This is a genomic window from Candidatus Pantoea edessiphila, assembly GCF_002933345.1.
Classification (GTDB): Bacteria; Pseudomonadota; Gammaproteobacteria; order Enterobacterales; family Enterobacteriaceae; genus Pantoea_C.
The window spans coordinates 25,180-45,298 of the sequence record NZ_PDKR01000005.1 but is presented as its reverse complement, the minus strand read 5'-3'; the positions used below and the strand labels follow the sequence as shown (position 1 = coordinate 45,298).

Annotated in this window: 17 protein-coding genes and 1 pseudogene; 7 read left to right on the top strand and 11 right to left on the bottom strand. The window is 27.4% G+C overall.

The window, feature by feature from the left end; genetic code table 11:
* Positions 1 to 143 precede the first annotated feature (143 nt).
* The 6 genes from CRV09_RS03305 to bolA form a co-directional block, all read right to left on the bottom strand.
* Entirely contained in the window at positions 144 to 419 is a 276-nt protein-coding gene (locus CRV09_RS03305) for an HU family DNA-binding protein (RefSeq protein WP_136132713.1), read from the bottom strand.
* 45 nt (positions 420 to 464) lie between these two features.
* Positions 465 to 2,801 carry an endopeptidase La gene (gene lon / locus CRV09_RS03300; RefSeq protein ID WP_136132712.1) on the bottom strand — a complete coding sequence of 779 codons (2,337 nt, stop codon included), beginning with the start codon at positions 2,799 to 2,801 and terminating at the stop codon, positions 465 to 467.
* 198 nt (positions 2,802 to 2,999) lie between these two features.
* Positions 3,000 to 4,292 (bottom strand): ATP-dependent Clp protease ATP-binding subunit ClpX, encoded by a 1,293-nt coding sequence (clpX, locus tag CRV09_RS03295; RefSeq protein ID WP_136132711.1) that lies wholly within the window; start codon positions 4,290 to 4,292, stop codon positions 3,000 to 3,002.
* Between the two features lie 112 nt (positions 4,293 to 4,404).
* The gene (gene clpP, locus CRV09_RS03290) at positions 4,405 to 5,031 is read right to left on the bottom strand and encodes an ATP-dependent Clp endopeptidase proteolytic subunit ClpP (RefSeq protein ID WP_277870353.1); all 627 of its coding nucleotides are present in this window, start codon (positions 5,029 to 5,031) and stop codon (positions 4,405 to 4,407) included.
* A gap of 40 nt (positions 5,032 to 5,071) precedes the next feature.
* Complete coding sequence (tig, locus tag CRV09_RS03285) at positions 5,072 to 6,433, bottom strand: trigger factor (RefSeq protein ID WP_136132710.1); 1,362 nt, start codon at positions 6,431 to 6,433, stop codon at positions 5,072 to 5,074.
* Positions 6,434 to 6,671: 238 nt separating this feature from the next.
* Positions 6,672 to 6,989: a transcriptional regulator BolA gene (gene bolA, locus CRV09_RS03280; RefSeq protein ID WP_136132709.1), complete on the bottom strand. Its 318-nt coding sequence runs from the start codon at positions 6,987 to 6,989 to the stop codon at positions 6,672 to 6,674.
* Between the two features lie 1,016 nt (positions 6,990 to 8,005).
* Between bolA and cyoA the strand changes: the two genes are divergently transcribed.
* The 6 genes from cyoA (at position 8,006) to CRV09_RS03250 (ending at position 14,192) form a co-directional block, all read left to right on the top strand.
* Positions 8,006 to 8,878 (top strand): ubiquinol oxidase subunit II, encoded by an 873-nt coding sequence (gene cyoA / locus CRV09_RS03275; RefSeq protein WP_136132708.1) that lies wholly within the window; start codon positions 8,006 to 8,008, stop codon positions 8,876 to 8,878.
* A 92-nt stretch (positions 8,879 to 8,970) separates the two neighbouring features.
* Positions 8,971 to 10,962, top strand: a complete 1,992-nt coding sequence (gene cyoB, locus CRV09_RS03270; protein ID WP_136132707.1) for a cytochrome o ubiquinol oxidase subunit I — start codon at positions 8,971 to 8,973, stop codon at positions 10,960 to 10,962.
* Complete coding sequence (cyoC, locus tag CRV09_RS03265; RefSeq protein ID WP_136132706.1) at positions 10,952 to 11,527, top strand: cytochrome o ubiquinol oxidase subunit III; 576 nt, start codon at positions 10,952 to 10,954, stop codon at positions 11,525 to 11,527. The genes cyoB and cyoC overlap by 11 nt, the downstream gene beginning before the upstream one ends.
* Entirely contained in the window at positions 11,527 to 11,871 is a 345-nt protein-coding gene (gene cyoD, locus CRV09_RS03260) for a cytochrome o ubiquinol oxidase subunit IV (RefSeq protein ID WP_136132705.1), read from the top strand. Before cyoC ends, cyoD begins: the two co-directional genes overlap by 1 nt.
* 11 nt (positions 11,872 to 11,882) lie before the next feature.
* A complete protein-coding gene (gene cyoE, locus CRV09_RS03255; protein WP_136132704.1) occupies positions 11,883 to 12,764 on the top strand; it encodes a heme o synthase in 882 nt (293 codons plus the stop codon).
* Positions 12,765 to 12,827: 63 nt separating this feature from the next.
* The gene (locus CRV09_RS03250; RefSeq protein WP_136132703.1) at positions 12,828 to 14,192 is read left to right on the top strand and encodes an MFS transporter; all 1,365 of its coding nucleotides are present in this window, start codon (positions 12,828 to 12,830) and stop codon (positions 14,190 to 14,192) included.
* Between the two features lie 47 nt (positions 14,193 to 14,239).
* On the opposite strand, the pseudogene thiI reads toward CRV09_RS03250, so the two are convergent.
* A pseudogene (gene thiI / locus CRV09_RS03245) lies at positions 14,240 to 14,473 on the bottom strand (thiazole biosynthesis protein); the annotation flags it as partial.
* Positions 14,474 to 14,886: 413 nt separating this feature from the next.
* Here thiI and dxs point away from each other — a divergent pair.
* Complete coding sequence (gene dxs, locus CRV09_RS03240) at positions 14,887 to 16,755, top strand: 1-deoxy-D-xylulose-5-phosphate synthase (RefSeq protein ID WP_136132701.1); 1,869 nt, start codon at positions 14,887 to 14,889, stop codon at positions 16,753 to 16,755.
* Between the two features lie 30 nt (positions 16,756 to 16,785).
* Here the strand turns inward: dxs and thiL are convergent, their stop codons facing one another.
* The 4 genes from thiL to ribD are packed head-to-tail and all read right to left on the bottom strand — an operon-like array spanning position 16,786 to position 19,850.
* Entirely contained in the window at positions 16,786 to 17,763 is a 978-nt protein-coding gene (thiL, locus tag CRV09_RS03235) for a thiamine-phosphate kinase (RefSeq protein WP_136132700.1), read from the bottom strand.
* Positions 17,764 to 17,811: 48 nt separating this feature from the next.
* Entirely contained in the window at positions 17,812 to 18,231 is a 420-nt protein-coding gene (gene nusB, locus CRV09_RS03230) for a transcription antitermination factor NusB (RefSeq protein ID WP_136132699.1), read from the bottom strand.
* Complete coding sequence (gene ribH / locus CRV09_RS03225; RefSeq protein WP_136132698.1) at positions 18,232 to 18,720, bottom strand: 6,7-dimethyl-8-ribityllumazine synthase; 489 nt, start codon at positions 18,718 to 18,720, stop codon at positions 18,232 to 18,234.
* Positions 18,721 to 18,746: 26 nt separating this feature from the next.
* Positions 18,747 to 19,850, bottom strand: a complete 1,104-nt coding sequence (gene ribD, locus CRV09_RS03220) for a bifunctional diaminohydroxyphosphoribosylaminopyrimidine deaminase/5-amino-6-(5-phosphoribosylamino)uracil reductase RibD (RefSeq protein ID WP_136132697.1) — start codon at positions 19,848 to 19,850, stop codon at positions 18,747 to 18,749.
* Between the last annotated feature and the right edge of the window lie 269 nt (positions 19,851 to 20,119).

Genomic DNA, 20,119 nt, shown 5'->3' with positions numbered 1-20,119 from the left:
AAAATGTTAATACTATCATAATTTTTATTTTTAAGTAAAGATTTAAAATAAATTCTTAATTAACATCAAACTTGATCAAAGCTAGTTATATATATAATATGGCTAAAATATAATATTTACTAAGTATTTTTGAATTTATGTTATTATAAATTGATAGCATTTTTTAACGTTTTACCAGCACGAAAACCAGGTATTTTACCTGCAGGAATATTAATTTCTTGACCTGTTTGGGGATTTCTCCCTATACGAGCAGCACGGTTTCGCACGGAAAATCTACCAAAACCAACTATGACAACTTCATCACCACTCTTTAATGCTGTAGAAATTGAACATGTTAGTGCATCTAAAACACGACCTACTACAGATTTAGAAATATCTTCATCTAAAGCAATTTTATTAATTAGTTGGGATTTATTCATTTTATGTCTCCTTAAATCATTTTATCACGTTATAAAAAAATGATTTCACATAATACATGGTTCATTTTCTAATGCTATGTTCAGGACTTCTTCAATACGTTTTACCGGTTGAATATTTAATTCAGAAATTATGTTTTTTGGTATTTCTTGTAAATCACGTTTATTATCATTTGGAATAAGTACTGTTTTTATATAACCTCGATGTGCAGCTAATAATTTTTCTTTTAATCCACCAATTGGTAATATTTGACCTCTCAAAGTAATTTCACCTGTCATTGCTACATCAGATCTTACTGGATTGCAAGTTAGACAAGAGACTAAAGCAGTACACATAGCAATTCCAGCACTAGGACCATCTTTTGGTGTTGCACCTTCTGGAACATGAACATGAATATCACTGTTTTCGTAAAAATCTTTATTTATGCCTAACTTTTTAGCACGTGCTCGCACTACAGTTAATGCAGCCTGAATAGATTCTTGCATAACTTCACCTAAGGAACCCGTATAAGTAAGTTTGCCTTTTCCAGGGATACATGCAGTTTCTATAGTTAATAAGTCTCCTCCTACTTCTGTCCACGCTAATCCTGTTACCTGACCTATTCTATTTTTATCTTCAGCACGACCATAATCAAAGCGTTGGATTCCTAAAAAATCTTTCAAATTTTGAATATTAATTGAAATTCTTGTTTTTGTTTTATCCATTAACAAATATTTTACAGTTTTACGACATAATTTCGAAATTTCACGTTCCAAATTACGAACGCCGGCTTCACGTGTATAATAACGAATAATACCAAGTATAGCATCATCTTCTATAATTATTTCTCCTAATTTAAGTGCATTATAATTAATTTGCTTTGGTAGTAAATATTGTTTTGTTATATTTAGTTTCTCATCTTCTGTATAACCTGAAAGACGAATTACTTCCATTCGATCTAATAGAGGTGCTGGTATATTCATTGAATTTGAAGTTGCAATAAACATTACATCAGAAAGATCATAATCAACTTCTAAATAATGATCATTAAATGCAATGTTCTGCTCTGGGTCAAGAACCTCTAGTAAAGCAGATGCTGGATCACCACGCATATCAGATGACATTTTATCAATTTCATCTAATAAAAAAAGTGGGTTTTTTACTGTTATCTTAGCCATTTTTTGGATTATTTTGCCTGGCATAGATCCAATGTATGTTCTTCTATGACCTCTAATTTCTGCTTCATCTCGCACTCCACCAAGAGCCATTCTAATATATTTACGACCAGTAGCTTTAGCAATAGATTGACCTAAAGAAGTTTTACCTACTCCTGGTGGTCCAACTAAACATAAAATCGGTCCCTTAATTTTGTTTATCCTGCTTTGTACTGCAAGATATTCTAATATGCGATCTTTGACACGTTCCAAACCATAATGATCTGAATCTAATATTTTTTGAGCGCTATATAAATCTTTTTTTACTTTACTACGTTTATTCCATGGTACTTGAATCATCCAATCTATATAACCACGTACAACAGTTGCTTCTGCTGACATTGGTGACATCATTTTCAGTTTTTGTAATTCAGATTCCGCTTTATTACGCGCTTCTAACGGCATTTTTGCAGACTCTATTTTTATTTTTAGAGTTTCATATTCATCTGGAGTTTCCTCCATTTCCCCAAGTTCTTTCTGAATAGCTTTCATTTGTTCGTTTAGATAATATTCTCGTTGACTTTTTTCCATCTGTTTTTTAACTCGATTTCGAATACGTTTTTCAACTTGTATCAAATCTATTTCAGACTCCATCATTGCCATTAGATATTCTAGACGTTTATTAACATCATACATTTCTAAAACTGATTGTTTATCTCCAAGTTTTAAAGGGATATGTGCAGCTACAGTATCTGCTAATCTAGCTGCATCATCAATATTATTTAATGACGTTAGAACTTCGGGAGGAATTTTTTTATTAAGTTTTATATATCCTTCAAAGTGATTAATAGCTGTGCGAACTAATACTTCTTGCTCTCTTTCTTCAATTTTGGGCGAAATTAAATACTCAGCCTTCGCAACAAAATGATAACCATTATCAGCTAGTGCATTAATATGAGCTCGTTGTATACCTTCAACCAAAACTTTAACTGTTCCATCTGGCAATTTTAACATTTGTAAAACCGATGCTATAGTTCCTACTGAAAAGAGATCATTAATTCCAGGTTCATCTGTTGAAGCTTCTTTCTGTGCAACCAACATAATTGTTTTATCATGATCCATGGCAGCTTCCAGACATCTGATTGATTTTTCCCGACCAACAAATAATGGAATTACCATATAGGGGTATACTACTACATCCCGCAAAGGTAATACGGGTATTTCAATGCATTTAGAACGCTCAGGGTTCATAGAGCTCTCTCTTAATTCTAAATTTACAAGATAGAAACTATAGATTATTTGTTCAAGCTTTCATTTAATTTATTTAAATCTTAAAGATATCTAATCATATGGGGATGATTGTTAGACATTCAATATTATTGATAGTAAGAAAAGAAAGGTAATTATCCTTTATTTTTATTTGCATGAATAATAAGTTATTCCAAATATTCATTTACAAGACTCTTTAAATTCTGAGCAATAATCTTGAGATTTTAAATCTATATAAACCAAAGTCGGAGGTGATTTTCCTTCAATTACTAATTGGTCAATTAATACTTCTGATACTCCTTTCATTGAAGGTAGGTTATACATAGTATCTAATAATATACCTTCAATGATTGAACGTAACCCACGTGCACCTGTCTTATATTCAATTGCTTTTTTAGCAATTGAAATTAAGGCACTATCTTTAAATTTAAGATCCACTCCTTCCAGATTAAATAAAGTTTTGTATTGTTTTACAAGTGCATTTTTAGGCTTATGTAAAATTTGAATTAATGTTTCTTCATTTAATTCATTTAAAACTGTAATAATTGGTAACCGCCCAATAAATTCTGGAATTAATCCAAATTTAATCAAATCTTCTGGTTGACATTGTGAAACTAATTGATTTCCAAAAGGATAACTTGATTCATTTTTTACATTAGCTATAAAGCCTATTTCAGAACCTATTTTAATACGTTGAGAAATAAATTTATCTAATCCTGAAAATGCTCCACCGCAAATAAAAAGAATTTTTGAAGTATCTATTTGTATAAATTCTTGTTGTGGATGTTTACGTCCACCCTGAGGAGGTACCGCTGATATTGTACCTTCAATTATTTTAAGGAGAGCTTGTTGAACACCTTCTCCAGAAACATCTCTAGTTATAGAAATATTTTCAGACTTTCTAGAAATTTTATCAATTTCATCAATATATATAATGCCGTGCTGTGCTTTTTCTACATCATAATTACATTTCTGCAATAATTTTTGTATTATATTTTCTACATCTTCACCTACATAACCAGCTTCAGTTAAAGTGGTTGCATCTGCTATGATGAAAGGTACATCTAGTAATCTTGCTAGAGTTTCAGCTAGTAGAGTTTTGCCACTACCTGTCGGTCCTATAAGTAATATATTGCTTTTGCCTAGCTCTACATTATTGGTCTTATTACTAAATAGTCTTTTATAATGATTATAAACAGCTACAGATAATATTTTCTTTGCTAATTCTTGACCCACTACATAATCGTCAAGATAACAGTTAATATCATGCGGTGTAGGAATTTTATTTATTTTATAATCTTTTTGATTTTCCTTTTTATTTTCTTCGTAAATAATATCTCTACACATAAAAACACATTCATCACATATATAAACTGATGGTCCCGCTATTAATTTTCTAACTTCTTTTTGATTTTTATCGCAAAAAGAACAGCAGTGTTCTTTATCTGGATTGCCTTCATTCTTGTTCGTCATCATTCAAGACCCTTCCGTTATTTTGTTTTTTAATAGAATTAAGTATGAATGTGTTTATTTATATTAATTTTGTCTGATCTTCATAATTGTTTTCTTAAGTTCTTTATTTTCTTTACTTACGATATGTCAAAATTGAATCAATTAATCCGTATTCTAATGCTTCTGGTGCTGATAAAAAATAATCTCTTTCCGTATCATTATTTATTTTTTTTATAGATTTACCGGTATGTTTAGCTAATAATTCATTCATATATTTTTTTACTTTTAAAATTTCTCGAGCATGAATTTCAATATCAGTTGCTTGTCCTTGATATCCTCCAAGAGGTTGGTGTATCATAACACGTGAATGTGGTAAGCAAAAACGTTTTCCTTTAGTTCCTGCAGCTAATAAGAAAGCACCCATTGAACAGGCTTGACCAATACAGATAGTATTGATATCTGGTGTAATGAATTTCATAGTATCATAAATAGACATACCAGCCGTAATAATTCCTCCAGGAGAATTAATATACAAATTGATGTCTTTTTCCGGATTTTCTGCTTCTAAGAATAACATTTGAGCAATAATTAAGTTAGACATATGGTCTTCTACTTGTCCAGTTAAAAATATAACTCTTTCTTTAAGAAGACGAGAATAAATGTCATAAGAACGTTCGCCATGAGCAGTTCCTTCAACTACCATAGGTACTAAAGTATTTTGTGATACATGGAATTTACAATTATTGTTGCTATATAACACAAGTAACTACCTCCTAGATATTTTTACATATATTTCTTATCTATTCATAGCAATTTGGTTTTATTGTATCATTTAAAGCATACAAATTATAAAAATTTGTCTGATCTTTATTTACTAACTCATGAAAATTAATTTTTTTCTCTTTTACTTCAACTTTACTAAGTATTATATCAATTGCTTGTTTTTCTATGCTTATATTCCTAATATTATTTAACATTATCTTATTATTTTTATAAAAATTAATAACTTCTTTATTATTATAAACAGAAGCTATTTCGCTTATTATTTCATTAACAATATTTTCTTCAAAATTTAAGTTAAACTTTTGTTTTATATTATTTAATAATAAATCAATGATAATTCTTCTTTTTGCTTTATCTTCTAACAACTTCCTTGATAAATTATGACATTTTCCTGACTTTTTGTCAGCATTGAATTTTTGTGCTAATTGATGATTGATAATGTTAATTTCATAATTAATTAATTTATTTGGTATATTAATTAAATTTAATTTTATTATTTTTTCAATTATTTGATTTTTGATTGTTTTATGCATTACAGAATTAAGTTCTAATTTCATATATTTAAGAATTTTATTACGAAAACTAGCTATTAGTCCATCTTGTATTCCTAAACGTTCAATTAAATCTTTATTTAATTTAGGAATAACAGGTTTTTCAATTTTTTTAATTGTTACATAAAAATCTATTCTTTTTCCTTTGATATCTTGCAAGTAATAATTATTTGGAACATTTATATTAATAATAAAATTATCTCCCAATTTATGACTAATAATGCTTTCTTCAAAAGCAGGAAACATATGTCCTTGCCCTAAAGGTAAAACAAAATTAGATACTGTTCCATTTTTTAGTTTTTTTCCGTCAAAATAACTAATAAAATCAATGGTAACACGATCTTCCTTTTCTATATCTACATCATTTTCTATCCAATTTTTTATATTTTTTTTTCTAATGAGGTCTATAGTTTTATCGATGTCAGATTCAGTAATCTCAACTATTGGTTTTTCAACTTTAATTTTCTTTAACTTTTCTAATTCAATTATCGGATACACTATAAACTCAACTGTATACGTAAAATCTTTATTTTCGATATATTTTCCTGGAATATAAATTGGTTTACTAATTACATTGATTTTCTGTTTAGTTATTATATCAATAAAATCGTTCACCATTAATTTATTTAGAACATCTTGAGTTATATTACTTTTATATCTTTGAAAGATTACATTTATCGGTGCTTTGCCTTTTCGAAAACCATTTATTTTAATTTGTTTTGAAATATTAATCAGTTCTTTTTCTATAGCTGTATTAATCTTTTCAGAACTTATTGTAATCGTAATTTTAGAACTTAATTCCTGATTAATTTCTATTAAAGCCTGCATTTTATCTCTCCATAATTACCGATATTATTCTAAAATATTTTTGTATTATTCACTTAGATAATAAATTAAATTTCATTTAATGAATGATAAAAGGTTTATAAGAACATTATTATTAACAAATTAAATTTTAAATAGTCTTACTTAAAAATTTAGCAATTGCATCTATGAATAAGGGAAAGTAGATTTATCAAAATTTAAGGAGAAACGGCCCTGAGGCCGTTTAAAATAAAACAACTTGCTAAGCAAGTTGAGTTTTATTACCATTACAATGAGGCGAAATAGGAACAGTATGTTGCAATACCGACCATTCTTTTAATGTATATGTATGTAGTGCCAAAGAATGTATGTTTCCTATTATTTCATTGGTAAGTTCACTATAAATAGCGCGGTGACGTATTAAAAAACGTTGACCTTTAAAGTGATCGCTAACAATTATTACCTTAAAATGACTTTCTGAACCTGCTGGTACATTGTGTCTATAACTTTCATCATGTACTTCTAAATGCAATGGATTAAAGGCTAAGCTAAGTTTTTCTTCTATCTGTTCGCGAATCATTATTTTGCTCCTTTAATAAAAAGCGCCAGATCGCATATAATTTAATATTAGTAGCTATAAAAACTCTTTAGCTGAATATAAGATAAGAATGATGTATTAATAAAAATTTTTATTTAAAATATTTATATTAGAATATCAAGTTAAAAAATGATTTTTTAATAATTAATTGATTATTCGTTAAAATTATGCTTCAAATTAAATAGAAAAAATACAAAAAAATATTATTTGTTAATAAAATTTCAACACCTATTTCAACATCTATAAGATATACTATATTTTTCAGATATAAGTTATTTAATTTTATTGACAGAATTTTTAATATTTTAATTATTTTTTTAATCAACTTAACTACCAACTTTAGTAAATAAGTTATTATGTTTCAATAAAAATAATTAATGAATTATTGTAATTTATTTTAAATAAAATCAATTTATCAAATGCTTTAATAAGACCAAACATCATTATTAATTTAAGTTTTATGTTACTATAAGTTTTGCTTATTCAAGTTATGAATGTAATTCATAATAAATTATTATGTAATTTTTAAATAATAAGATATTATGTATAAAAATAAAATACTTTTATGTCATTAATACATTATTTTTAATTAATAAATTATTACACAATAACGAGTTATTAAAATAAATTTTTGTAGTATGTATGTTACTATTATGTTTTTTATAGTTGTTTTATATAAATTCAAATAATTAACAATTGAATTTAATAATTCAAAAAAAATAAGTAAAATAACTTATTAATTAGGTTAAATTTTCTAAATTATTCTCGTGTCAATAAATTATCTTATATGATAACCAATTAATTTGAAATAAATAATAATTGCTTATTAATAAATAATTATTTCTAACCAATATATAACAGAATTAAATATATTAATTTTCTTTTTTTTATTGTTTTATTGAAACATAAAGTAATAGTAACTATACATATAAAATAACAAGATAATGGGTTATATATAAAACTGAAAAAACTTCGTTAATGGTTAATGGGGTGACTAAATGATATTTATAAGATACAAAAAAAAAAAAAAAATTTTATTTTTTATTTTGTGTATTCCATTATTAAGTGGATGTGATAGTGCATTATTAAATCCAAAAGGACAAATTGCATTAGAACAACGCTCTCTCATATTAACTTCTTTTTGTCTAATGTTAATTGTAGTTATTCCTGCTATTTTTTTAACAATACTTTTTGCATGGAAATATCGAGAATCAAATATAAATGCAAAATACAGTCCTGATTGGTCACACTCAAATAAGATAGAATCGATAATATGGACTGTTCCAATCATAATTATTCTTTTTCTTAGTTTATTAAGTTGGAAATCAACTCACGAACTAGAACCTAGTAAACCAATTTTATCTAAGACACAAGCTATAGAAATAGATGTAGTTGCTTTAGATTGGAAATGGATGTTTATTTATCCAAAACAAGGGGTAGCTACTATTAATCAAATAGCTTTTCCGGTAAATACTCCAATTAATTTTAAAGTTACTTCCAACTCTGTTATGAATTCTTTTTTTATACCAACTCTGGGAAGTCAAGTTTATGCAATGGCTGGAATGCAAACCAATTTAAATTTAATTGCTAATCAGAAAGGTATTTATAATGGAATTTCTTCAAATTTTAGTGGTCTTGGTTTTTCTAATATGAAATTTAAAACCATCGTTACTGAAAATAACGAGGAATTTAAAAAATGGATATATAAAGTTAAAAAATCTAACAATGTATTAAATAATATGAATGATTTTGAAAAAATTGCATTAGTCAGTGAAAATAATCCAGTAGAATATTTTTCTACAGTAGATCCACATTTATTCTTGAAAATAATTGAAAAATTTAAGATGAACCACACAATGAATCATAAATAGAACTTCAATACATTTAAAAAATTTTAAAACACTTAAAAAGAAAAAGATGAAAGTTACTTTTTCAAAAAAATTTAAGGTAAAAGGATAATAATATGTGGGGAAGATTAACATTAAATGCAATACCTTATCACGAACCAATTATTATGGTTACGGTATGTTGTATTATATTTGTTAGCCTATTAATAATTTCTACAATTACTTATTTTAAAAAATGGACATATTTATGGTCAGAATGGTTGACATCTTTAGATCATAAAAAAATAGGAATAATGTATATTATTGTTGCATTCGTTATGTTATTACGAGGTTTTGCTGATGCAATAATGATGCGTATTCAACAAGTATTGGCTTCTGCTGGTGAATCAGGTATTTTACCACCACATCACTACAATCAAATATTTACTGCACATGGTGTTATAATGATATTCTTTGTAGCGATGCCTTTAGTAGTAGGATTGATTAATATTATTGTTCCATTGCAAATTGGCGCACGAGACGTTGCTTTTCCGTTTTTAAATAGTTTAAGTTTTTGGTTTACAATAATTGGTGTAATATTAGTAAATTTATCTTTGGGCATTGGAGAATTTGCACAAACAGGATGGTTAGCTTATCCTCCACTTGCTGGAAATGAATACAGTCAAGGTGTTGGAGTAGATTATTGGATTTGGAGTATACAATTATCTGGAATCGGCAGTACTTTAACTGGAATTAATTTTTTTGTTACTATTTTAAAAATGCGTGCTCCAGGAATGGATTTATTTAAGATGCCAGTATTTAGTTGGACTGCTCTTTGTACAAATATTTTGATTATAATATCATTTCCTGTACTTACTGCTACATTATTTTTGTTGACACTTGATCGTTATTTAGGTTTCCATTTCTTTACAAATGAAATGGGTGGAAACATGATGATGTATATTAATTTAATTTGGATATGGGGACATCCAGAAGTATATATATTGGTTTTGCCAGTATTTGGAATATTTTCAGAAATTACTTCAACTTTTTCTAAAAAACGACTATTTGGCTATACATCCTTAATATGGGCTACTATTGCTATTACTATCCTATCCTTTATTGTTTGGTTACACCATTTTTTTACTATGGGAGCAGGAGCAAATGTTAATGCATTCTTTGGTATTATGACTATGATCATAGCCATTCCAACAGGAGTTAAGATATTCAATTGGATATTTACTATGTATCAAGGAAGAATCAAAATGCATTCTTCTATGTTGTGGACAATTGGATTTTTAATTACTTTCTCTATAGGTGGAATGAGCGGTGTTTTATTAGCTATGCCAGGTGCTGATTTCGTATTACATAATAGTCTTTTTTTAATTGCGCATTTTCATAATGTAATTATTGGTGGTGTGGTTTTTGGTTGTATGGCAGGCATAACTTATTGGTTTCCAAAGATTTTAGGCTTTACTCTTAACGAAACTTGGGGTAAAATTTCATTTACGTTTTGGATTATTGGCTTCTTTGTAGCTTTTATGCCTTTATATGCACTAGGTTTTATGGGTATGACTCGTCGCATTAGTCAAAACATAGATCCTGCATTTCATTCATTTTTAGTTATAGCAGCATTCGGTGTTGGTTTAATTGCAATAGGAATTATATGTCAATTAATTATGTTTTATGTTTCTATTCGTGATAGAAATGAGAATAAAGATTTAACTGGTGATCCATGGGATGGACGTACACTTGAATGGTCTATCTCTTCTCCACCTCCTTTTTATAATTTTGCTATTATTCCTTACATTAAGGATCGAGATGCTTTTTGGAGTATGAAAAAATCAGGTAAATTCTATAAAACCCTTAATAAATATGAAGAAATTCACATGCCAAAAAATAGTAGTTCGGCAATTATTATTTCAGCTTTCGGTACTATATTAGGATTTTCATTAGTATGGCATATTTGGTGGTTAGCTATTATAGCTTTTTTTGGTATGATTGTTACATGGATTTTAAAAAGTTTTGATTATAATACAAATTACTATGTTTCAGTTACTGAAATTGAAAAAATAGAAAAACAGCATTTAGATAATATCAGAAAAGCAGGTTCTCACTATGACGATTGAATCTCTAAAACATTATAAAAATATAGAGTCTAACAAAATATTTGGATTTTGGATTTATCTTATGAGTGATTGTATTATGTTTGCAATTTTATTTGCAACTTATTCGGTCATGGTTAATAACATAGCTGATGGTCCTGCAGGCAAAGATATATTTGAATTACCTTTCGTATTAGCAGAAACCTTTCTATTACTTCTTAGTTCTATTACATGTGGTATGACCTTAATTTCAATAAATAAAAATATTATTTTTTGGTTAATTACAACCTTTTTATTGGGATTGGGGTTTATAAGTATGGAGATTTATGAATTTCATTCTTTGATTCAAAGAGGTTATAGTCCAGATAGAAGTGGTTTTTTATCTAACTTTTTTACTTTAGTAGGTACGCATGGGTTTCATGTTATCTGTGGTTTAATTTGGATGTTAGTTATGATAATTCAAATTCTAAAATATGGTACTAGACCAAATAATGTTACACGTATTATTTGTTTAAATATGTTTTGGCATTTTCTAGATATAATTTGGATTTGTTTATTCACTGTTGTTTATCTAATGGGAGTGATTTAATGAATCATGTCTTAAACAAAAGCAAATGCAATGATATATCATTGCCACATAAAAATATAAAATCATATATTATTGGTTTCTTTTTATCTGTTATTCTAACAGTAATTCCTTTTTGGATAGTAATTGCTAAAAACACTTCTTACCATATTGCTATTAGTGTTGTTGTAGGTTGTGCAATAATTCAAATTTTAGTTCATTTATTTTGTTTTCTCCATTTAGATAATAAATCTGAAGAGGGATGGAATTTGATTTCTTTAATTTTTGCCTCTTTAATTATTCTAATTATAGTTACGGGATCAATTTGGATTATGTGGAATTTAAATTACAATATGATGATTAGATAATATTAATTTTGATGCTTAAAAAATATTTGCAATTAATTAAGCCAAAAATTATTTTTGGTAATTTAATTTCTGTTATAGGAGGATTTTTACTTGCATCAAAAGGTAATGTTAATTATGCACTATTCTGTAATACTATAGTTAGCGTTGCTTTAGTAATTGCATCAAGTTGCATTTTAAATAATATTATAGACCGTGATATAGACAAAAAAATGGAAAGAACTAAATATAGGATACTCGTATCCTATTCTAACTCATTAAAAATGATTGTTTTTTATGCAATTATATTAGGTATTTCCGGTTTCTTTTTATTATATTTTAATGTTAATTTTTTATCAATGGGATTAGCAGTTACTGGATTTATTATTTATGTATTCGCTTATAGTTTATATATGAAACGTAAATCCATACATGGTACTTTAATTGGTAGTATAGCAGGTGCTATGCCTCCAGCTATTGGTTACTGTGCAGTAACTAATAGGTTTGATATTTGTGCATTAATCTTAACATCTATTTTTGTTTTATGGCAAATGCCTCACTCTTATGCTATTGCAATATTATGTCTTAACGATTATAAATTAGCAAAAATACCTATACTACCTGTAATTAAAGGTATAACCACAACAAAAAATCATATTATTTTTTATATTATGATTTTTTTTGTGTGCATGTCTATGCTAACAATAACTGGATATACTAGTTATCAATATTTAATTGTCTCATCTGTAGTAAGTTTATTATGGTTTTTTATAGCATTATCAGGTTATAAAACGTCAAATAATATTATTTGGGCTCGTCAATTATTTATTTTTTCTGTTTTCACAATTACTGTATTGAGTATAATGATGTCAATTGATTCAATAAAGTTAATAAAATTATTAACTTTGTTAAGTTAGTATAAATTAATAATACTTGAAAAGAACATTTTTTAAAATCTAAGTCAGAATTGAGATTATCTAATGAATGATAATAAACTAAACTCCACTGAACTACGTGCTATCTTTGGTCTTGGTATGATTTTTTCTTTACGCATGTTGGGAATGTTTATGGTTCTTCCTGTGCTTACTACTTATGGTATGGCATTACAGGACTCTAATAAAACCCTTATTGGTATAGCAATAGGTATTTACGGATTTACTCAAGCAATATTTCAAATTCCTTTTGGTTTAATTTCTGATTATATAGGACGCAAGTCATTAATTATATTTGGTTTATTATTACTTATATTAGGTAGTGTAATTTCTGCTAATAGTTCTTCTATATGGAATATTATTTTTGGCCGTGCATTACAGGGATCAGGTGCAATTTCTGCTGTTGTTATGGCTTTACTATCCGATTTAACCAGAGAACAAAATCTTAGTAAAGTAACTACTTGTATAGGAATTAATTTTGGTGTTACTTTTGCTACTGCAATGATAATTAGTCCTGTTATTACTAATTCATTTGGTCTTCATTCTTTGTTTTGGATAATTACATTTCTTTCAATAATTTCTATTTTTATAGTAATTTTTTTTGTTCCACATGAAACTAATCATGTAATTAATCGTGAAGTAGGTATAGTTAAAGACAGTTTGTTAAAAATTTTAGCCAATCGTAAATTAATTAATTTAAATATTAGCATTTTTTTCTTACATACATTATTAATGTGTATTCTCATTATTTTACCATATCAACTCAGACAAGTTAATTTTCCTCTATCAAAGCATTGGCAAATTTATTTAACAACAATGACAATTGCATTTTTTTTAGTAGTTCCAAGCATTATGTATGCGGAAATAAAGAAAAAAATAAAGCCAATATTCATATCTGGAATTATAATTATTTTAATTTCAATAATAATATTACAAAATAGTAAAAATTATTTTTGGATTTTGATTATTGGAATTCAACTTTTTCTTTTCGCTTTTAGTTTAATGGAATCTATTATACCTTCTTTAGTTAGTAAAGAATCGCCTTTAGGTTATAAAGGTACTGCTATGGGATTTTATTCAACTAGTCAATTTTTAGGTGTGTCTTTTGGAAGCAGCATAGGTTCTTGGATATATGCTAATTTTAATAGCGGAACATTACTCCTATTTTGTATAACTATTACAATAATTTGGTTGTTAATCAACCTAAATATGAAAGAACCACCTTACATAATTAGTATGCATATCAAAATGAATAAGGAATTATTAGCAATCTCCGATATAGAAAAAAAACTTAAAGAACAACCAGGGATTTCAGAAGTATTAGTAGTTCTTAAAGAAAAAAGTTTATATATTAAAATTGATAACAAAATTACTAATAGAAAGAAAATAGAAAAAGTTCTTTCTACTTTTTAAGTTCGTTTTATCATATTTAATCTTTATGACTATAAAAAATCATGATATTAAAATGGATTATAAATCTTCACATTTTTAAAACCTTGTTCTTTTAAATATAGAGTTTGCAAACGACTCATCACTCCGTTATCACAATAAAGTAACCATATTATATTTTTATCTAATTTTTTAAAGTGTGTGTCAAGTTTGTAAAAAGGAATTGATTTAATTTTAATATTAGTTAGTCTTAATGGTTTTTTTTCTTGTTCATCAATAGAACGAATGTCAATAATAATTTCATTATTATTTGATTTTATTTCATTTTGTATTTTCATTTATTTCCTTGATTTAATAAATAATAATTTAATATTATAAAAATATTTTATATTTGATGTAAATAGGTTAAAACAGAAATAAATATAAATAAAATTTTATTATATGTGATAATCTTATATGAATTTATAATTTTATTTTTACAAAAATATGAATTACCATTTATTTAGTATTAGAATTGAATAATTATATGTAAAATAGTAAAAATATATTTTACTATTTGATTTTATTAATAATAAATAAAAATATTAAAATTATTGAATAATAATTTCATTATTATAAGAACGAAAGTTAATTTTATGATTTTTTATTTCTTAATTACGGTTAAGTGTTAAAATATCAGTCAATGAGATTAATAATATTTTAAAGCAATGGACATCACATGGTATTTAATCCAATAAAATATCCAATATTATCTTTGGTAAAAACAGTAAAAAAACTTCGGTGTTTATCTACAGAAATGTTATTTGGACTGTGCGATGAATTACGTCACTATTTACTGAATAACGTAAGCTATTCTAGTGGACATCTTTCTTCTGGTTTGGGAGTCATCGAATTAACAGTCGCATTACATTATGTGTATAACACTCCTTTCGATTATTTAATATGGGATGTTGGTCATCAAGCTTATCCGCATAAAATTTTAACTGGAAGACGTGAACTTATAAGCACAATACGTAAAAGATACGGTTTGCATCCTTTTCCCTGTCGTAGTGAAAGTGAATTTGATGTTTTGACTGTAGGACATTCTTCCACATCTATTGGTGTTGGAGTAGGTCTAGCTATAACAGAGAAATACGAAAATGAAGGTCGTCATGTTGTATGTGTCATTGGTGATGGAGCAATAACTGCTGGAATGGCATTTGAAGCGATGAATCATGCAGGTGATATTAAACCTAATATGCTTATAATATTAAATGATAATAAAATGTCTATTTCTAAAAATGTAGGTGCTCTTCATAATCGATTAACAAAGGTTCTTTCTGGAGATAATAATTCCAAATTACGTGAAAATAGTGAAAAAGCCTTAACTGGAATTCCTCAGATTAAAGAAATTTTTAAACATACAGAAGAATGCTTTAAAAATATTGATGTGCCATCAGGAATTATTTTTGAGGAATTAGGATTGAATTATATAGGACCCATTGATGGACATGATTTGTTAGCTTTAATTCATACTTTTAAAAATATGCGTAAATTAAAAGGTCCTCAATTATTACATATAATTACAAAAAAAGGTAAAGGATATGCTCCTGCTGAAAAAGACCCTACTACTTGGCATTCAGTTCCTAAATTTGATTTAATAAGTGGTGTTTTTGAAAATAATTTAGATAAGTTCCCCAGCTATTCAAAAATTTTTGGTAATTGGTTATGCGAAATGGCAGAAAAAGACTCTAAACTTATAGCTATTACACCTGCAATGAAAGAAGGTTCTGGTATGGTAGATTTTTCACGTAAATATCCAAATCAATATTTTGACGTTGCAATTGCTGAACAACATGCAGTAACATTCGCTTCTGGAATAGCGATTGGTGGTTATAAACCTATTGTTGCGATTTATTCTACTTTTCTACAACGTGCTTATGATCAAGTTATTCATGACGTAGCCATTCAGAGATTGCCTGTACTTTTTGCTATTGATCGAGGAGGTATAGTTGGTACTGATGGACAAACTCATCAAGGAGCATTTGATTTAGCTTACTTAAGATGTATACCAAATATGGTTATTATGACACCAAGTGATGAAAACGAATGTCGACAAATGCTCTATACAGGATACAAATATACAGAAGGACCAAGCGCTGTACGCTATCCACGTGGAAATGGTATTGGAATTCCTTTAACTTCTTTAAAGAAAATACCATTAGGTACTGGCATTATTAGGCGTGCAGGAAAAAAAATAGCAATTCTTAATTTCGGTACATTATTAATAGAAGCTATTAATGTCGGTGAAACATTAAATACAACAGTCGTAGATATGAGGTTTGTCAAACCCCTAGATGAAACGTTAATATCAAAATTAGCAACTAATCATGAGGTATTAATTACTTTAGAAGAAGGTAGTATTAAAGGTGGAGCTGGTAGCGGAGTTAATGAATTTGTAATGATTAAAAAACTTAAAATATTAGTTTTAAATATTGGATTACCTGATAAGTTTATTCCTCAAGGTAATCAAGATGAAATTCGTGATGAATTTAAACTTAATTCCAATGGAATAATACAACAAATAGTTGAATGGTTAGCAAAATAACTATTTACCAATTAATTATATTTAATATTTTTAACAACCAAAATGATCAAATCCTTTTTTATCAAATTTGAAAGTTTTTCCATTTCTAAACAAGACTAAACCTTTTGATTTATGTACAATCTTTCCTATACAAGTATAGGGTATTTTTATATGATTTAATGCTATCTTTAATTTATTTCGCTTTGTTTCTGGTATAGTAAAACATAATTCATAGTCTTCACCTCCACTTAATGCCCAATTTAAAATATGATTTAATTTAAAATTATTAGTTAAATAAGATGATAATGGAATATCATCTAAATTAATATAGGCGCCGCAGTTACTGCTATCTAATATATGACCTAAATCAGAGATCAAACCATCTGAAATATCAATTGCTGATGACGCAATATAACGCAGTGCTTGTCCTTGCAATATACGAGGTACTGGACGTAAATGACGATTAACTAATGCATTATATATATTGATGTTTTTTACTTTAATTTTTTTTTTCAATAAATTCAAACCTGCTGCGCTATCTCCTAAAGTCCCAGTAACGTAAATTAAGTCATTTATCTTTGCACCTGAACGTTTTATTGCAAAGCCTTTTGGTATAAGACCATAAACATTAAAGGTTAAACTTAATGGACCACGTGTGGTATCTCCGCCAATTAACTGTATATTATATTTATCTAATGATTTAAATAAATTTTTACTAAAACTAAATAACCACCGATTATTTAGTTTAGGCAAAGTTATTGACAATGTAATATATTTTGGATCGGCACCCATTGCAGCTAAATCGCTAAGACTAACCGATAGTGATTTATAAGCTAAATCAGAAGGATGAATATTTTTTAAAAAATGAGTATTAGCAACAAAAGTATCATTACTGACTGCTAAAACTTTATTTTTTTTGAATTCAATTAATGCACAATCATCGCCAATACCTAATTCAATATAATTACATTTGCACTTTTTTTTACTTGTAAAGTATTTATTTATTAATTCAAATTCACTGGAAACCATATTTATTAAATCTTTATATAATTAAATAATTATACAATAATGTATTAATTATTTATGACCTAATCTAATTTGTAAAGCAGCTTTATCTAATACTCCATTAATAAATTTATGACTATCTTGGGCTCCAAACATTTTTGCTAATTCAATGCCTTCATTAATTGCTACCTTATATGGTAGATCATTGCATTTAGTAATTTCGTATAAAGCAATACGTAAAATAGCTTTTTCAATATTTCCTAGTTTTCCCAAATGACGTGATAAATATGGTTTCATTAATTGATCTAAGTAAACGTTATTGGCTGTTACTCCAAATATTAATTTATGAAAATAATCGATATCAACATCAATAACATTCTGTTCTTCTAGGAAATGTAATTCTACCTCAGATATGTTATTTTTAGATAATTGCCAACAATAAAGTGCTTGTACAGCACATTCACGAGCACGACGACGAGCACATGGATTCATTTATAAATCCTCTTTTTCATTGTTGTTGATTAATTTTAGTATATTAATCATCTCAAGAGCAGCTAAAGCTGCTTCCGAACCTTTATTTCCAGCTTTAGTTCCACAACGTTCGATAGCTTGTTCAATATTTTCAGTAGTTAATAAACCAAAAGCAATAGGAATCTTACCATTTATTGCAAGCTTAGCAATGCCTGAACTAACTTCTTTAGCTATATATTCGAAATGAAAGGTTTTGCCACGAATGATAGTTCCTAAAACAATTATCGCATCATATTTATCAGTTTTAGTTAATGTATATACTGTTAATGGTAATTCATAAGCACCAGGTACCCAAACAACTGTTATTTTTTCATGTTTTACCTGACCAATAAGTTTTAAAGATGATATTGCTCCATTTAAAAGACTGTTATTAATAAAATTATTAAAACGTGCAATAACAATAGCAATACTAGCTTCAGGTGCTGCAACAGTAGCTTCAATAACTTTCATATTTATCCTTCTTATTTTAAATAAGTTTATTTTGGTATTAGTGTTAATCTAATATTACTACCAACCTTACGTATATCACTAAATGAAAAATTTGGCACACTGTTTAAATTATTTATGCCTGGTAATTTGCAAAGGCAAATACTATCATGTCCTAATATTTTTGGAGCAACATAAATAATTAATTCATCAACAAGATTAGCTTCGATTAAGGCACCAGAAAACGTCGCACCAGCTTCAACTAATACATCATTAATTTGATACTTACCTAATAACAACAACATTTGGAATAAATTTTTTTTTTGACAGCCACCTGGTAAGATCATTTGAATTACGTTATCAGGCCAAATATTATCATCATAATTTTGTCTTATTAACCAAGTTTCACCAGGTTGAGTAATTATTTGATGTTGAGGTGTAACCTTATTTTTTCTATCCATAATTACTCTTATAGGTTGTCTTAGTGATTCTTTGTTTGAAATAAATTTATTTTCTTTTTTTAATTCTGACCAACGAACTGTAAGTAAAGGATCATCTGCCAATATTGTAGCGCTAGTGCTAATTATAGCGGAACTTTGAGCTCTATAATACTGGACATCATGACGAGCACTCTTTGATGTTATCCAACGACTTTGACCATTATTCATTGCGATTCGACCATCCAATGATGAACCAAGCTTTAATTTCAACCATGGCAATCCAGTACACATTCTTTTAAAAAAACCACGATTTATTCTTTTACTTTCATTCATCATTAAACCATGACTAACTTTGATTCCAGCTTTTTTAAGTAAATAAAAACTCTTTCCAGAAACTTTAGGATTAGGATCTTGTGCTGCAATTACAACTCTATTGACTCTAGCCTCAATTAATGCATCACAACAAGGCGGTGTTAATCCATGGTGATTACATGGTTCTAACGTTACATAAACAGTAGATCCCTTAGCTTTATTACCAGATGCATTTAACGCATGTATTTCCGCATGATCTTCGCCTGTTTTTTGATGCCAACCTTCACCTACAATATTACCATCACGTACAATTACACAACCAACATTTGGATTAGGAGTAGTACTAAAACAACCCCTTTCTGCTAATTTTAAAGCACGTGCCATATATTGTTCATCAATCACAATTTATTCCTGTAATATTGATATATTTTATAATATTTTTAAAATTAAAATATATTTAACAAAACTTAAATAAGTTATCTATTTTCAATAACTTAATTGATATTAAATAATAGACAAAATCCATTTAATGGAATATAATTAAGTTTAATGCAATAAATATTTTGTTTTTTTTAAAAGTATTTAATAATTTTGTGGTAATTAATTAATACTAATTTATATTTATAAATAATGTCCAATATAAAATTCTTATTATTCAATGATGTAAATTA

Excerpts from the sequence above, each read along its gene's own strand:
- dxs (WP_136132701.1), top strand. The coding sequence starts at position 14,887 with ATGGTATTTAATCCAATAAAATATCCAATATTATCTTTGGTAAAAACA.
- CRV09_RS03250 (WP_136132703.1), top strand. The coding sequence starts at position 12,828 with ATGAATGATAATAAACTAAACTCCACTGAACTACGTGCTATCTTTGGT.
- ribH (WP_136132698.1), bottom strand. The coding sequence starts at position 18,720 with ATGAAAGTTATTGAAGCTACTGTTGCAGCACCTGAAGCTAGTATTGCT.
- cyoD (WP_136132705.1), top strand. The coding sequence starts at position 11,527 with ATGAATCATGTCTTAAACAAAAGCAAATGCAATGATATATCATTGCCA.
- cyoB (WP_136132707.1), top strand. The coding sequence starts at position 8,971 with ATGTGGGGAAGATTAACATTAAATGCAATACCTTATCACGAACCAATT.
- bolA (WP_136132709.1), bottom strand. The coding sequence starts at position 6,989 with ATGATTCGCGAACAGATAGAAGAAAAACTTAGCTTAGCCTTTAATCCA.
- thiL (WP_136132700.1), bottom strand. The coding sequence starts at position 17,763 with ATGGTTTCCAGTGAATTTGAATTAATAAATAAATACTTTACAAGTAAA.
- clpX (WP_136132711.1), bottom strand. The coding sequence starts at position 4,292 with ATGACGAACAAGAATGAAGGCAATCCAGATAAAGAACACTGCTGTTCT.
- nusB (WP_136132699.1), bottom strand. The coding sequence starts at position 18,231 with ATGAATCCATGTGCTCGTCGTCGTGCTCGTGAATGTGCTGTACAAGCA.
- cyoC (WP_136132706.1), top strand. The coding sequence starts at position 10,952 with ATGACGATTGAATCTCTAAAACATTATAAAAATATAGAGTCTAACAAA.
- CRV09_RS03305 (WP_136132713.1), bottom strand. The coding sequence starts at position 419 with ATGAATAAATCCCAACTAATTAATAAAATTGCTTTAGATGAAGATATT.
- lon (WP_136132712.1), bottom strand. The coding sequence starts at position 2,801 with ATGAACCCTGAGCGTTCTAAATGCATTGAAATACCCGTATTACCTTTG.
- cyoA (WP_136132708.1), top strand. The coding sequence starts at position 8,006 with ATGATATTTATAAGATACAAAAAAAAAAAAAAAATTTTATTTTTTATT.
- tig (WP_136132710.1), bottom strand. The coding sequence starts at position 6,433 with ATGCAGGCTTTAATAGAAATTAATCAGGAATTAAGTTCTAAAATTACG.
- cyoE (WP_136132704.1), top strand. The coding sequence starts at position 11,883 with ATGCTTAAAAAATATTTGCAATTAATTAAGCCAAAAATTATTTTTGGT.